The 13,173-nt window shown below is 61.4% G+C and carries 13 protein-coding genes; 6 read left to right on the forward strand and 7 right to left on the reverse strand.

Translation table 11 applies throughout. The annotated features are described in order from the left end of the window. Nucleotides 1-118 precede the first annotated feature (118 nt). The 3 genes from M728_RS03770 to M728_RS03780 all read left to right on the forward strand — a co-directional run bounded on the left by M728_RS03770 (nucleotide 119) and on the right by M728_RS03780 (nucleotide 4,353). Entirely contained in the window at nucleotides 119-1,783 is a 1,665-nt protein-coding gene (locus M728_RS03770) for an electron transfer flavoprotein-ubiquinone oxidoreductase (RefSeq protein ID WP_370906459.1), read from the forward strand. A gap of 480 nt (nucleotides 1,784-2,263) precedes the next feature. Next, on the forward strand, nucleotides 2,264-3,262 hold the full coding sequence (locus M728_RS03775; protein WP_026619097.1) for an ABC transporter substrate-binding protein: 999 nt from the start codon (nucleotides 2,264-2,266) through the stop codon (nucleotides 3,260-3,262). A gap of 203 nt (nucleotides 3,263-3,465) precedes the next feature. Next, nucleotides 3,466-4,353, forward strand: a complete 888-nt coding sequence (locus M728_RS03780; RefSeq protein WP_026619098.1) for a proline/glycine betaine ABC transporter permease — start codon at nucleotides 3,466-3,468, stop codon at nucleotides 4,351-4,353. A gap of 95 nt (nucleotides 4,354-4,448) precedes the next feature. On the opposite strand, the gene M728_RS03785 is transcribed toward M728_RS03780, so the two are convergent. Continuing rightward, a complete protein-coding gene (locus M728_RS03785; protein WP_026619099.1) occupies nucleotides 4,449-5,462 on the reverse strand; it encodes a zinc-binding alcohol dehydrogenase family protein in 1,014 nt (337 codons plus the stop codon). A 102-nt stretch (nucleotides 5,463-5,564) separates the two neighbouring features. Between M728_RS03785 and M728_RS03790 the strand changes: the two genes are divergently transcribed. Both M728_RS03790 and M728_RS03795 read left to right on the forward strand, forming a co-directional pair. Beyond that, nucleotides 5,565-5,966, forward strand: coding sequence for a helix-turn-helix domain-containing protein (locus M728_RS03790; protein ID WP_026619100.1), 402 nt, complete (start codon nucleotides 5,565-5,567; stop codon nucleotides 5,964-5,966). 231 nt (nucleotides 5,967-6,197) lie between these two features. Beyond that, on the forward strand, nucleotides 6,198-7,100 hold the full coding sequence (locus M728_RS03795; RefSeq protein WP_026619101.1) for a diacylglycerol kinase family protein: 903 nt from the start codon (nucleotides 6,198-6,200) through the stop codon (nucleotides 7,098-7,100). 12 nt (nucleotides 7,101-7,112) lie between these two features. Here the strand turns inward: M728_RS03795 and M728_RS03800 are convergent, their stop codons facing one another. Then, on the reverse strand, nucleotides 7,113-8,597 hold the full coding sequence (locus M728_RS03800) for a glycosyltransferase family 39 protein (RefSeq protein ID WP_026619102.1): 1,485 nt from the start codon (nucleotides 8,595-8,597) through the stop codon (nucleotides 7,113-7,115). Further along, nucleotides 8,590-9,609 carry a glycosyltransferase family 2 protein gene (locus M728_RS03805; RefSeq protein ID WP_026619103.1) on the reverse strand — a complete coding sequence of 340 codons (1,020 nt, stop codon included), beginning with the start codon at nucleotides 9,607-9,609 and terminating at the stop codon, nucleotides 8,590-8,592. Before M728_RS03805 ends, M728_RS03800 begins: the two co-directional genes overlap by 8 nt. Nucleotides 9,610-9,705: 96 nt before the next feature. Here M728_RS03805 and M728_RS03810 point away from each other — a divergent pair, with 96 nt between their 5' ends. Then, entirely contained in the window at nucleotides 9,706-10,662 is a 957-nt protein-coding gene (locus M728_RS03810; RefSeq protein WP_026619104.1) for a lysylphosphatidylglycerol synthase domain-containing protein, read from the forward strand. Nucleotides 10,663-10,668: 6 nt separating this feature from the next. Here the strand turns inward: M728_RS03810 and M728_RS03815 are convergent, their stop codons facing one another. From M728_RS03815 to M728_RS03830, 4 genes are all read right to left on the reverse strand, one after another. Beyond that, nucleotides 10,669-12,171, reverse strand: coding sequence for an AMP nucleosidase (locus M728_RS03815; protein ID WP_026619105.1), 1,503 nt, complete (start codon nucleotides 12,169-12,171; stop codon nucleotides 10,669-10,671). Between the two features lie 73 nt (nucleotides 12,172-12,244). Next, on the reverse strand, nucleotides 12,245-12,547 hold the full coding sequence (locus tag M728_RS03820) for a YnfA family protein (protein WP_026619106.1): 303 nt from the start codon (nucleotides 12,545-12,547) through the stop codon (nucleotides 12,245-12,247). A gap of 87 nt (nucleotides 12,548-12,634) precedes the next feature. Then, on the reverse strand, nucleotides 12,635-12,808 hold the full coding sequence (locus M728_RS03825; RefSeq protein ID WP_026612723.1) for a hypothetical protein: 174 nt from the start codon (nucleotides 12,806-12,808) through the stop codon (nucleotides 12,635-12,637). Between the two features lie 77 nt (nucleotides 12,809-12,885). Then, the gene (locus M728_RS03830) at nucleotides 12,886-13,059 is read right to left on the reverse strand and encodes a hypothetical protein (protein ID WP_026612722.1); all 174 of its coding nucleotides are present in this window, start codon (nucleotides 13,057-13,059) and stop codon (nucleotides 12,886-12,888) included. Nucleotides 13,060-13,173: the final 114 nt, after the last annotated feature.

Below are 13,173 nucleotides of genomic sequence, written 5' to 3' on the forward strand. Positions count from 1 at the left end.
AAATGCAGAGACAGTCTGTCGCATCCCGGCTCGACAAGCCGTTTCGCATTTGCCATGACGGGACGATTTGGCTGGGAACGGAGCCGGCGGAAGACCGGCGAGACTGGAGAATGGCGAAATGGTCGAGGCGACGGAACTGCCCGAACGCGAGAGCATGGAATTCGACGTGGTGATCGTCGGCGCGGGTCCGGCCGGACTTGCGGCGGCGATCCGGCTGAAGCAGGTCGATCCGGAACTCTCGGTCGTGGTGCTGGAGAAAGGCGCCGAGGTCGGCGCACATATCCTCTCGGGCGCCGTCGTCGATCCGATCGGCATCGACCGACTGCTGCCCGGCTGGCGCGACGAGCCGGACCACCCGTTCAAGACGGAAGTCACCGACGACCGTTTCCTCTTCCTTGGGCCGGCCGGCTCGATCCGCCTGCCCAACTTCCTGATGCCGCCGTTGATGAACAATCACGGCAACTATGTCGTCTCGCTCGGCAATGTCTGTCGCTGGCTCGCCACCCATGCTGAAGCGCTCGGCGTCGAAATCTATCCGGGCTTTGCCGCGACCGAAGTGCTTTACAATGACGAGGGTGCGGTGATTGGCGTTGCCACCGGCGACATGGGTATCGAGCGCAGCGGAGAGCCGGGGCCGAACTTCGCCCGCGGCATGGCGCTCCTTGGCAAGTACACGCTGATCGGCGAGGGCGTGCGCGGCTCGCTCGCCAAGCAACTGATCGCCAAATTCAAGCTCGACGACGGCCGCGACGTGCCGAAATTCGGCATCGGTCTGAAGGAACTCTGGGAGGTGAAGCCGGAGAACCATAAGCCCGGTCTCGTGCAGCATTCCTTCGGCTGGCCGCTCGACATGAAGACCGGCGGCGGCTCCTTCCTCTATCACCTCGAAGACAATCTCGTCGCCGTCGGCTTCGTCGTGCATCTGAACTACAAGAACCCCTATCTCCATCCCTTCGAGGAGTTCCAGCGCTTCAAGACGCACCCGGCCATCCGCGGCACCTTCGAAGGGGGCAAGCGCCTCTCCTATGGCGCTCGTGCCATCACCGAGGGTGGCTGGCAGTCGGTGCCGAAGCTCTCCTTCCCCGGCGGCGCGCTGATCGGCTGCTCGGCCGGCTTCGTCAACGTGCCGCGCATCAAGGGCAGCCACAATGCGGTGCTGTCGGGTATTCTCGCGGCGGAGAAGCTGGCGGCGGCGATCGCTAGCGGCCGCGCCAATGACGAGCCGATCGAGATCGAACACGGCTGGCGCGACAGCGCCATCGGCCAGGACCTGAAGAAGGTGAGAAACGTCAAGCCGCTCTGGTCGCGCTTCGGCACCGCGATCGGCGTCGCCCTCGGCGGCCTCGACATGTGGACGAACCAGCTCTTCGGCATCTCCTTCTTCGGTACGCTGAAGCACGGCAAAACCGATGCGCAAGCACTCGAGCCGGCCGCCAAGCACCAGAAGATCGACTATCCGAAGCCGGATGGGGTGCTTACCTTCGACCGGCTCTCCTCGGTGTTCCTGTCGAACACCAATCACGAGGAGAACCAGCCGGTGCATCTGCAGGTCAAGGACTGGGATCTACAGAAGCGCTCCGAATACGACGTCTATGCCGGCCCCTCGAGCCGCTACTGTCCGGCCGGCGTCTACGAATGGGTGGAGAAGGACGGCCAGCCTGTCTTCGTCATCAACGCCCAGAACTGCGTCCACTGCAAGACCTGCGACATCAAGGACCCGAACCAGAACATCAACTGGGTGCCGCCGCAAGGGGGCGAAGGCCCGGTCTATCCGAACATGTAGTGTTCGGGAGGCGCGCCGCACGGACCCCCACCAGGAGAAAGAGCGGTGAAGGCCCGGTCTATCCGAACATGTGATTTCGGGCGCTGAGCGCGACTGATTTCGAGGATCACTACAAGGCCGGCGAGCGATCGCCGGTCTTTTGGCATGCGCTTGCCCGCCGTCATCTCACGCTCCGCGTAATGTCGCCTCCATGCATCTTCGCCGTCGCTGCACATGAATTCGGGAGTACTAACCCCATCAAACATTTGTGTACTTTGAGAAAAAGACAGTAAGATCAACTGCTGACGCAAATGGGAAAGTGTTTGCCGGGAAGACAGGATAGCACTGGAATGCGGCATTGGTCCCGACGGGCACCGATGCAGCGGAAGCCGTCGCCTGCCAGCCCTCGGGCTGAAGCCGATCTTGTTCCATTCGCTGCCAGCGACCGCGGTGAGGCTGGCAGGTTGCGACAGATGCACCGCCAAACAGAGGGAACCTAATATGAAGAAATTTCTTGCAACGACATGCTTGGCCGCCGGTCTTCTCGGGCTTGGCAGCGCCGCATCTGCGCAGGAATGCGGTGATGTGACGATCGCCAACATGAACTGGCAGAGCGCCGAAGTGCTCGCGAATGTGGACAAGTTCATCCTGACGGAAGGTTACGGCTGCAGCGCCGAACTGGTCGTCGGTGATACGGTGCCGACCATCACCTCGATGATCGAGAAGGGCGAGCCGGACGTCGCGCCGGAAGGCTGGGTCGATCTGCTGCCCGATGTCGTCAACCGCGGTCTTCAGGAAGGAAAGCTCGTTGGTGCGGCCGTTGCCTTGTCTGACGGTGGCGTTCAGGGCTGGTGGATGCCGAAATACATCGCCGACGAGCATCCGGACATCAAGACGATCGACGACGTGCTGAAGCATAAGGAGCTCTTCCCCGATCCGGAGGATCCGAGCAAGGGTGCCATCCATAACGGCCCGCAGGGTTGGGGCGGTACGGTCGTCACGACACAGCTCTACAAGGCCTACGGTGCCGAGGCTGCGGGCTTCACGCTGGTCGATACCGGTTCTGCCGCCGGCCTCGACGGCTCGATCGCCAAGGCCTATGAGCGCAAGCAAGGTTGGGTCGGTTACTACTGGGCTCCGACGGCGCTGCTCGGCAAATATGAGATGGTCAAGCTCGACCACGGCGTACCCGCCGACCCGGCCGAATGGAAGCGCTGTAACACGGTTGCCGATTGCCCGGATCCGAAGAAGAACGATTGGCCGAAGGACAAGGTCCAGACGCTCGTCACCAAGACCTTCGCCGATCGCGCCGGCCCGGTCATGGATTATCTCAAGGTCCGCGCCTGGCCGAACGACGTCGTCAACAAGCTGATGGCTTGGATGACAGACAACCAGGCGAGCGGCGAGGAGGGAGCCAAGCACTTCCTCGAGGAGAACCCGGACATCTGGACCAAGTGGGTTTCTCCTGATGTAGCCGAGAAGATCAAGGCTGCACTCTGATCGGCTCTCCTTTCAACGAACGGCGCGCAGAAGGCGCGCCGTTTTTCGTATCAACAAGCGCACGATTTCGTTCACCGCATGTCGGTTTGAGAATAAGATTGCGCAGCTTCATTGGTTACAGCGCGTTGAGCGTTTGAACGTCGGCGGCGAAGCAAGAAAAAGAAGGATCCGCCGGCCGAAAGAGTGCAAAGGGGAACCAAGACATGGAATGGCTGACGAAATTTCCGACTATGGACGATGATCGGCTTCGAGAGCTGAAAAAGGTCATCGACGAAGGCTTCCGCGCATTCACGCGCACCTATGGCGACGTCATTGAATCCTTCTTTGATCCGCTGCAATTCTTCCTGATCCATGCCGAGCGCTTCATGACGCGCACGCCTTGGCCGGTGATCCTAATCCTGATCGCCCTGATAGCCTGGTTTGCCAGCCGCAACTGGAAGGTCGTCGCGAGCGCCGTCGGCACGCTGCTCCTCATCGGCTATTTCGATATGTGGGACGACACGATGAAGACGATCTCGATGATCTTCGTCTGTACCGTCCTCTCCATCGCGATCGGCATTCCCCTCGGCATTCTCATGTCACGCTCCGATCGCGTCCAGAACCTCGTCAACCCGGTGCTGGACGTGATGCAGACGATGCCGAGTTTCGTCTATCTGATCCCGGTGGTGATGCTGCTTGGCATCGGCAAGGTTCCAGGTCTAATCGCCGTCGTCATCTACGCCATTCCGCCGATGATCCGCCTCACCAACCTCGGCATCCGGCTCGTCGACAAGGATGTACTGGAGGCGGCGGACGCATTCGGCTCGTCGAACTGGCAGAAGCTGAAGAACGTGCAGATGCCGTTGGCGCTACCCACCATCATGGCCGGCATCAACCAGACGATCATGATGGCGCTGGCAATGGTCGTCATCGCTTCGATGATCGGTGTTCAGGGCCTCGGCCAGCCGGTCTTGAAGGCGATCGCCAACCAGTACTTCACGCTCGGCATCTTCAACGGCCTCGCCATCGTCGGCATCGCGATCATGTTCGACCGCGTCAGCCAGGCCTATGGCCGCCGCCTGCAGCGGCATCGTGAAATCGTTCACGGCTAGAGCGGTCATTACAGAATTACCCCCTCCCCAGCCCCTGCGCATGAAGGGGAAGGGGGAGGCGGCTTGTCGCGCAAGCCGCCTCCCAGACCATCCTATCAAAAACCGGCAAGCACGAGCTTGCCGCGGGTGCGTCCGGTTTCGATCATCTGGTGTGCCTTCCTGAGCGTTGCCGCATTGATCGGCCCCAGCGTCTCAGTCAGCGTAGTGCGGATCTTACCGGCATCCACGAGCTCCGCGACCCTGTTCAAGAGGTTGTGCTGTTCAATCATATCCGGCGTTTTGAACAGCGGCCGGGCGAACATCATCTCCCAATGCGTCGACACGGCCTTGCGCTTGAAGGGCATGATATCGAGGACGGGGAGGTCGTCGATCAGTGCGAAGCGCCCCTGCGGCGCGATCAGTTTGACGATTTCGGCGACGTGCTTATCCGTGTTGGTCGTCGAAAACACGAAAGCAGGCGCACCGAGGGCCAGTTGCTCTATTTCCGTCGCGAGAGGACGGCTGTGGTCGAGCACCTGATGCGCACCGAGCTTCAACGCCCAGTCGCGGGTTTCCGCGCGTGAGGCAGTGGCGATCACCGTGAGATTGGTGAGCGCCCGCAGCAACTGTATGGCGATCGAGCCGACGCCGCCGGCGCCGCCGATGATCAGTACGGCATTTGCCGCGCCCGGCACGGGATCATTGACCCTGAGGCGGTCGAAGAGCGTTTCCCAGGCGGTGATCGCCGTCAACGGCAGTGCCGCGGCGGCAGCGAAGTCGAGCGATTGCGGCTTCCGTCCAACGATCCGTTCGTCGACGAGGTGAAACTCCGCATTGGTGCCTGGGCGATCGATCGCCCCGGCGTAGAACACTTCGTCGCCGGGCTGAAAAAGCGTGACCTTCGCGCCGACCGCCTTGACGACGCCGGCAGCATCCCAACCAAGAACCTTCAGTTGATCCGGTTCCGGTTGAACACCGGCGCGCACCTTGGTGTCGACCGGATTGACGGAAACTGCCCGGACCTCCACCAGGAGATCGCTTTCGCCGGGCGTCGGCACAGGCAGGTCGACGTCGATCAGTGCGGTTTCGTTGGCGATAGGTTGCGGTGTCTTGTAGGCGACGGCGCGCATGGAATGCTCCTTTCAAGATTGAACAGGAGCTAGATGAGCCCTATACTCGCAGAGCACAAGAATGCACAAATTTGGCCTATAGTGTCGAAAAGGATACTGTCCATGTCCCGGCCGCGCGCGAAACTGACGAACACATTCCCCGGCTGCCCTGTGGAGTCGGCGCTGAGTTTCATCGACGGCAAATGGAAAGGTGTCATCCTCTATCATCTGATGACGGAAGGCATCTTGCGCTTCAACGAGCTGCGCCGAAGAGTGCCGAGCGTGACGCAGCGGATGCTGACCAAGCAACTGCGCGAACTGGAGGAGGCGGGGCTTCTGTCGCGCACGGTCTTCCCGGTCGTCCCGCCGCGTGTCGACTACGCCTTGACGTCCAGGGGAGAAAGCCTGCGGCCGGTGATCATGGCCCTAAAGGCCTGGGGCGATGAAAATGTCCTCTGCGACGGCGAACGCATGACGCTGAAGCCGCTCAAGGCTAAGTCACAGGTCGAATCGGAGAACGCCTGATCGCTCTCGATGATGCCGGGATGCGTACAGAACACCGCTCGTACTTTTCCGCGACCGCGCCCTAGAAACCCCCGTCATCGCGCTTATCTGAGATGCTGAAACACCCTACAGCGCCGCGCGTCTTATCAGACGCGCAAAGGTCGCTGTAGCACTTTGAACTGCTGCATGTCTTTGTCCTTAAATCGAGGTCGGTTTAAGGAGACATGCAGTAGCTGACGGAGATCGCGATCATTGAAAGTTAAGGCCATCTTCAATCGAGATGGGGGGACTTTTCGAACGACCGATATGCCGGCCTACAGCAAGAAGGTCGAAGACGTCTTTCGTGCGGCCGGCCACGAGATAGAGATCGCCATCGTCGAGGCGAGCGCTATCCGCCACGAGTTGGAGACGACCTGCCGGCGGGGCGATCTCGACGCGATCCTCGCCGGCGGCGGCGATGGAACCATTTCGGCCGCTGCGGGCGTCGCCTGGAAAGCCGGCATGCCGCTCGGAGTCATCCCTGCCGGAACGATGAACCTCGTTGCCCGTTCGCTGAAGCTGCCGCTCGATATCTGGAAAGTGCCGGAGGTTCTTGCCTCCGGCCGGATCATCGATGCCGATATCGGCAGCGCGGATGGCCGCGCCTTCGTGCATCAGTTTTCGATGGGCCTTCACGCCCGCATGGTACGCTACCGCGAATCTTACCGTTTCGCGTCCCGCCTTGGGAAAATACGGGCCAGCACCCGCGCCGCCATTGGCGTCATCTTCAACCCGCCGGATTTTGAGATCGAGTTCGACGCCGATGGCCATCGCGAGCGCCGGCATGTCTCGGCAATCGCGGTGTCGAACAACCACTTCGGCTACGACACGCTCATGTATGCGGAAGACCTGACGAGTGGTCATCTGGGCTTCTACACCGCGCCGCCTTTGAGCCCGGCGGGCGTCGCGAAGCTCGCCTTCGATATCCTGCGCGGAAAGTTCCGAAGCAGCCCGCTGATCACCGAGATGAGCGCCCTTGCCGTCGAACTGCATTTCCCGAAGGTGGATCGAAAGATCAATTGCGTCATAGACGGCGAGCTCCTGCCGTTGGCGCGGCGGGATGTCGTGCTGCGTGTTCATCCTGGCGAATTGAAGCTGCTGGTCGGTTCGCAGTAGTTTTCGCCGGCTCTATTCCACCCAGACATAGCTGAAGGTGTAGCGGTCCGAGCCGGACCCATAGACATAGGGCAGGGCCAGGTTGCGCGGTGTCCTCGCTCCCTCCGGTACGCCAGAAGTTTCGAGGGCGTGCCTCAGGAGGTCGGGAAGGGGCGGCTCAGAGTTCGCGTCGTCGTGCCAGACAACCAGAAGCGGCCTCTTCGACATGTCGACGGGGAGTGGATTCGACAGCCTGGGCATGGCAACCACCGCCTCCCCGAGCTGTGTCCTGATGTTTCCTGCTATCTGCTTGTCATTGGTGAGGACGAGGGCGGGCTGTCCGCCTTCCGCGCGCGCAACCGCCTCGACGAGAGCTGAGTAGGGGATGTTCAGTCTCGAATAATTCCCAAACCACGGACGCACGATGGCCCGCGCCGACACGATGACAAGCGCTGCGACTGCGACGCAGGCGACCAACAGGAAGAATCGTCTGAGGCTGTCGGTAAGGTCGATCTCGGCCGCTTCGATCTTGAGGCAGAGATAGAGCGGAAGAAGGACAAGAAAGAGGACGAGCCATTTCTCGCGAACGTGAGTCGCGGCGACCCCCAGCACGATCAGCAGCACCGCGAACAGGCAGATCGCAATCATACGTCCGACGATTCGGCTCCACTGGTTTCCAGCCCGCCACACCACAGGAATCTTGCGGCCAAGGACGAGGCCGAACATGAGCAAAGGGACGAGGCTGCCGCCGATGATGGCCGAAGCCAGCGAGTAGACGCCGTGGAAGGCCTGCAGGAGGCGCCCTTCCGCCTCACGTTCCCGCATTTCGTTCAAGGTGCCGCCCGAGGCGAAATCGAGGTTCTGCAGCACCCAGAGGCCGTGCGGCAGCGTAATGACGCAGGCGATCGCAATTGCTGCGAGGATGCGCCAATCGAAAATGCGCGCTCTGAGGTCGCGTTCCGGCAGGACGGCGATGATCGCAGCGATTGGCAGGAGAACGAAATTGTACTTCGCGATCAGGCCGATGCCGACGGCGGCACCGGTCAGGAGATAGGAGAAGAGGTTGGGGCGCGTGAGCGTCTTCAGAAAACCGTAGACAAACAGAGAAACGGCAAAAAGCGCTGCAACCGTGTGCGAGAGGTCGCGCTGCGCCAACAGGAAGACTGGCGGAAATGTGAGGACGCCGAGCATCGCCATCGCCGACAGGCGCTGATCCGAAAGAACGTGCCGCGCCGCGAGGCCGTAAAACAGACAGCAGAGAAACAGAAGGCCGTTCTTCAGGATGGTCATTGTCGCGAGCGACGGGCCCATCACTTGCGCCAGCCCGTATTGCAGCCAGTTGTAGAAGGGCGGTTGCGGCCCGTAGCCAAGCTGCAGGAACTGCGACAGGAACGCCTGTTCCGCCTCGTCGATCTCGAGCGAATTCGACACGGCGAGGCGCAGGGCGACACACAGCAGAAAATAAAAGGCGACGGCGAGGACGAACGCGCCGGACCGCCGATTGACAGCTTCAAGCATTCGGCGGCTCCCGCTCGAAGACCTGGCGCACGATATAGCTCGTCGTGTCGTCGTCGCTGAAATAGGCGCGCGCCATCATCTCCGAGAGAATGCCGGTGGTGATGAGCTGGATCGAGGACAGGAACAGCATCACGCCGACGATCAGCATCGGGCGGGTGCCGATATCATTGCCGAGGATGAACTTGTCGATCGCGAGATAGAGGAGAATCAGGGCACTGACGCCGCCCGCAGCCAGCCCGATCGAGCCGAAGAAGTGCCCGGGGCGCGCCTTGTAGCGCATGAAGAACAGCACGGCGAGCAAATCCAGAATCACGCGGAAGGTCCGTGAGATGCCGTATTTCGAGGTGCCGTAGTGCCGCGCATGATGCGTGACCGGCATCTCGCCGATGCGGCTGCTCGGCACCACGCCCGCGACCCAAGCCGGAATGAAACGATGCATTTCCCCCATCAGCTTCACCTGCTTGATGATGGAGGCGCGATAGACCTTGAGGCTGCAGCCGTAGTCGTGAAGCTTCACGCCGGTGATCTTGCCGATCAGGAAATTGGCGCACCAGGAAGGAATCTTCCTGAGTAGGAGGTCATCGCGGCGATTCTTGCGCCAGCCGACGAGCAGATCGAGCCCGCGCTCCTCTATCGCCGCAACCATCAGGGGAATATCGGCCGGATCATTCTGCAAATCGCCGTCGAGCGTAGCGATCAGCCGGCCCGAGGCTGCATCGATCCCCGCCTGCATCGCGGCGGTCTGGCCGAAATTCTTCTGGAGTTCGATAATCTTTAACTGCAGGTCAGCGCGTGCGAGCTCCTTACGTGCGTTCGGCAAGGTGCGGTCGGTGCTGCCGTCATCGACAAGGATCAGTTCCCAGGACTTCGGAAAGTCGGCCATCGCGTCCCGGATACGGGCAACGAGCGGCCCGACACTCTCCTCCTCGTTGAACACCGGCACGACTATGGACAGCTCGACGGCCTCCATAGCGTCGGTCGTCGCCTTCACGGGTTCTTCAATGTGATTCAAGGGGTGGTCTCCGATGCGCTCGCAGGTTTTCTTGCACAGTTAACGGTGATAACCAACGCGGAAATTGCATGGCTCGCTACAGGAAATCGGTCTCTCATGAATTCAAACTGGCAGTCTGGCCGGCGGCCATGGCTCGCACGCAACCGCATGGCGCTGATCTCCGCGGCGGCAATAGCGGCTTATGGCATCTTCGTCGAGTGGGTCTGGGGCTGGTTGGCCTTGCTCAGGCAATGGGCTGAGATCGGCCTTACGCCCATCCTCTCCGCCCTCGCTCTCCTCGTCGCCACCTATTTCATCCGATGCTATCGCATCCAGGACTACTTTCCGGGCGAGACCGGAGGCCGGTTCCTCACGCTTTTCCGGGTGACGCAGGTTCACAACCTGCTCAACATCATGCTGCCGTTCAGAGCCGGCGAGACGAGTTTCCCGCTGCTCATGCGCAGCGAATTCGGCGTTCCATTGATGCGCGGCACGTCGGCGCTGCTCGTCATGCGGCTCCTCGACCTGCATGCGCTGCTCATGGTCGCAGCGATAGGGCTGGTCATCGACCGGGATTATCGGGCGATCGACTGGTTGCTCTGGCTGCTTGCGTTCCTCGCACCGCTTGCATTCTTTCTGTTGAAGGAGCCGGCGGTTGCAATGATGCGCAGATTGGCGCCGGAGAAATTCCGGTCCCTTGTCGACGAGGTCGAGGCGGGCCTGCCGGACGGCATCAGCGCCTTCCTACGCGCCTGGACGATGACGGTGCTGAACTGGGCGGTCAAGGTCGCGGTGCTAGCCTGGGTGCTCGCCATCATGGGCGTGGCTCCGATCGCCGCCTCATTCGGCGGCGCGCTTGGCGGCGAATTGTCCTCTGTTCTGCCGGTGCATGCGCCGGCGGGTGTCGGCACCTATGCGGCGGCGATCGTCGCCGGCGCGGTCTCCTTCGGCGCGACGGCCGACCATGCGACGCTTGAATTGCTGGGCCGCGCCAGCGTCAACGCCCATCTGCTCGTCATCGTGTCGGCTGTCGCCGGCACGTTTCTGTCGCTGGTGCTGAAACCGAAGACGTGACGATCTCTACTGAAACGATGTCTCGTAGAAGCTTCTGAGCTTGCGCGAATGCAGCTTCTCGGGCGGCATTGCCGCCAGCTTCTGCAGCGCCAGGATGCCGATCTTGAGATGTTGGCTCACCTGTGTGCGGTAGAAAGCGCTCGCCATGCCAGGCAGCTTCAACTCACCGTGCAGCGGCTTGTCGGATACGCAGAGCAGCGTCCCGTAGGGCACGCGGAAACGGAACCCATTGGCGGCAATGGTGGCCGATTCCATGTCGAGCGCGATGGCACGCGCTTGCGAGAGGCGCTTGACCGGTCCGCGCTGATCGCGCAGTTCCCAGTTGCGGTTGTCGATCGTCGCGACAGTTCCGGTGCGCATGATGCGCTTGAGATCATAGCCGTTATAGCCGGTGACCTCCGCCACGGCATCCTGGAGCGCCACCTGCACCTCGGCCAGAGCGGGCAGGGGGATCCAGACCGGCAGGTCGTCGTCAAGCACATGGTCCTCGCGCATATAGGCATGCGCAAGAACGTAGTCGCCGAGGCGCTGACTGTTGCGAAGGCCGGCGCAATGACCAAGCATCAGCCAGACATGCGGCCTGAGCACGGCAATGTGGTCGGTGATTGTCTTTGCGTTGGAGGGGCCGACGCCGATATTGACGAGCGTGATGCCGCCGTGGCCCTTCTTCTTCAGGTGATAGGCCGGCATCTGGGGCAATCGGGCCAGCGAATAGTCGGCGTCCGGTTTGTCGGCGCCGGCGGGCGTGACGATGTTGCCCGGCTCCACGAAGGCGGTGTAGCCATTGCCGCCTTCCGCCATCTGCTGGCGCGCCCAGGCGCAGAACTCGTCGACATAGAACTGATAGTTCGTGAACAGCACGAAATTCTGAAAATGCGCGGCGCTCGTCGCCGTATAGTGGCTGAGGCGCGCAAGCGAGTAGTCGATGCGCTGCGCCGTGAAGGGAGCGAGCGGCGACGGCTCGCCGGGTCCGGGCTCATAGGAGCCGTTGGCGATCTCGTCATCGGTGGTCGTCAGGTCCGGGGCGTCGAACAGGTCGCGCAGCGGTATGTCGATGCTCTCTGCCGCCGACGCCTCCACATGGGCCCCTTCGCCGAAGGCGAAATGGAGCGGGATCGGTGTCGAGGATTCCGACACGGTGACGCCTACTCCATGGTTGCGCATCAGGTGGCCGAGCTGCTCCTTCAAATAGTGACGGAAAAGCTTGGGGCGGGTGATCGTTGTCGTGTAGACGCCCGGGGCACTGACATAGCCGAACGAGAGTCGGGAATCGACGTGCCCGAAGCTGCTCGTCTCGATGCTGACCTGTGGATAGCAGGCGCGGAAACGGGTGAGCGGTTTGCCGCTCTTGCCGAGCCCCTCGAAGGCCTGGCGAAGGAAGCGGGTGTTGCGCTCGTAGAGCGCCTCGAGGCAGTCGACGGCCTCGGCCGGGTCGTCGAAGAACTGCGGCTCAAGGGGCTCGGGAGTGGCGGTGGAGAGGACGGAGTTTGAAGAGATTCGTTTGTTCATGTCGCATTATAGGCTGCAGCTTCTGACAAGCAAACGACAAGATGCTGCGGTTTCACATCTTTGCGGTTGTGCTTCAACGGGGTCCGGCGAGGATGATTGCGCTGCCTGCGGCCACGTCCCACCGATCCGGCCGAACACCCTCGGCGAGCCACAGCCAGGCCAGCGACGTGGCGATATAGACGCCGCCATAAGCAGCATAGGCGCGACCCGCGGCAGCCGTGTCGATCATCGTCAGCAGCCAGGCGAAAAGGGCGAGCGAACCCATGCCGGGAAAGAGCCACAAGGCCGATTTGCCGAGTCTGAGCCATGCCCAGAAGGCGAAGCAGCCGGTGATCTCGGCAAGGGCAGCGAGGAAATAAAGGGCGAATGCGGGCATGATCTTCCGGTCCTTCCGAGCGTGAAAGGACCGGAATTTCAGGCGCCGTGCAAGAGGTCGAATGCGTTTCCGCCGCGCGGGTAGCCGTCAGCTCATCGCCTGACGCTGCAGCGTGACGAAGAGGACGAGGCCGGCCCCGTTCTTGCCGATACCGAGGCCGGAAGCTTTGCTGTAAGCGGCCGCTCCAATCGGCGCCATTAGCAGGCCCGCGAGAATCAGGAGGCGGAGCGAGATGATGGCGGAGGAGACGAGGGCGGCCATTTTCGTGATTCCTTTAATGCATGTCGCCCAAAAGTGTTCAGCAGTTTTGGGATAGCGACATGCGCAAAAACAAAAAGCTAAAGCTTGGCCTGGCAATATTGAGCCGTGTGGGCGGTGCAGTCGGTAAGCGAGCCGAGATAGGTGCTCTGGCGGCGGCGCTCCGTATCGGCGCCGACCGCTGCGGCGAGCGTCATCGCGAAGACAACCATCAGCAGACTGATGATGGTGAGGCGGCGAGCGAGAATATCCATGGTTTTGTCCGTTGGGCTGGAGACACGTTCAAATCGATTGATAGCCTTTTCGCACAACCAAACTGAATTCTTGCTGAGATGCCCGTTCATCTGCCATTCATCTTCGTAAAACCT

Origin of the sequence: Ensifer sp. WSM1721 (genome assembly GCF_000513895.2) — a bacterium.
GTDB lineage: Bacteria > Pseudomonadota > Alphaproteobacteria > Rhizobiales > Rhizobiaceae > Sinorhizobium.

Bases quoted from the DNA above. Each gene is read 5' to 3' on its own strand.
- M728_RS03770 (WP_370906459.1), top strand. From the start codon at position 119: ATGGTCGAGGCGACGGAACTGCCCGAACGCGAGAGCATGGAATTCGAC.
- M728_RS03775 (WP_026619097.1), top strand. From the start codon at position 2,264: ATGAAGAAATTTCTTGCAACGACATGCTTGGCCGCCGGTCTTCTCGGG.
- M728_RS03780 (WP_026619098.1), top strand. From the start codon at position 3,466: ATGGAATGGCTGACGAAATTTCCGACTATGGACGATGATCGGCTTCGA.
- M728_RS03785 (WP_026619099.1), bottom strand. From the start codon at position 5,462: ATGCGCGCCGTCGCCTACAAGACACCGCAACCTATCGCCAACGAAACC.
- M728_RS03790 (WP_026619100.1), top strand. From the start codon at position 5,565: ATGTCCCGGCCGCGCGCGAAACTGACGAACACATTCCCCGGCTGCCCT.
- M728_RS03800 (WP_026619102.1), bottom strand. From the start codon at position 8,597: ATGCTTGAAGCTGTCAATCGGCGGTCCGGCGCGTTCGTCCTCGCCGTC.
- M728_RS03810 (WP_026619104.1), top strand. From the start codon at position 9,706: ATGAATTCAAACTGGCAGTCTGGCCGGCGGCCATGGCTCGCACGCAAC.
- M728_RS03815 (WP_026619105.1), bottom strand. From the start codon at position 12,171: ATGAACAAACGAATCTCTTCAAACTCCGTCCTCTCCACCGCCACTCCC.
- M728_RS03820 (WP_026619106.1), bottom strand. From the start codon at position 12,547: ATGCCCGCATTCGCCCTTTATTTCCTCGCTGCCCTTGCCGAGATCACC.
- M728_RS03825 (WP_026612723.1), bottom strand. From the start codon at position 12,808: ATGGCCGCCCTCGTCTCCTCCGCCATCATCTCGCTCCGCCTCCTGATT.
- M728_RS03830 (WP_026612722.1), bottom strand. From the start codon at position 13,059: ATGGATATTCTCGCTCGCCGCCTCACCATCATCAGTCTGCTGATGGTT.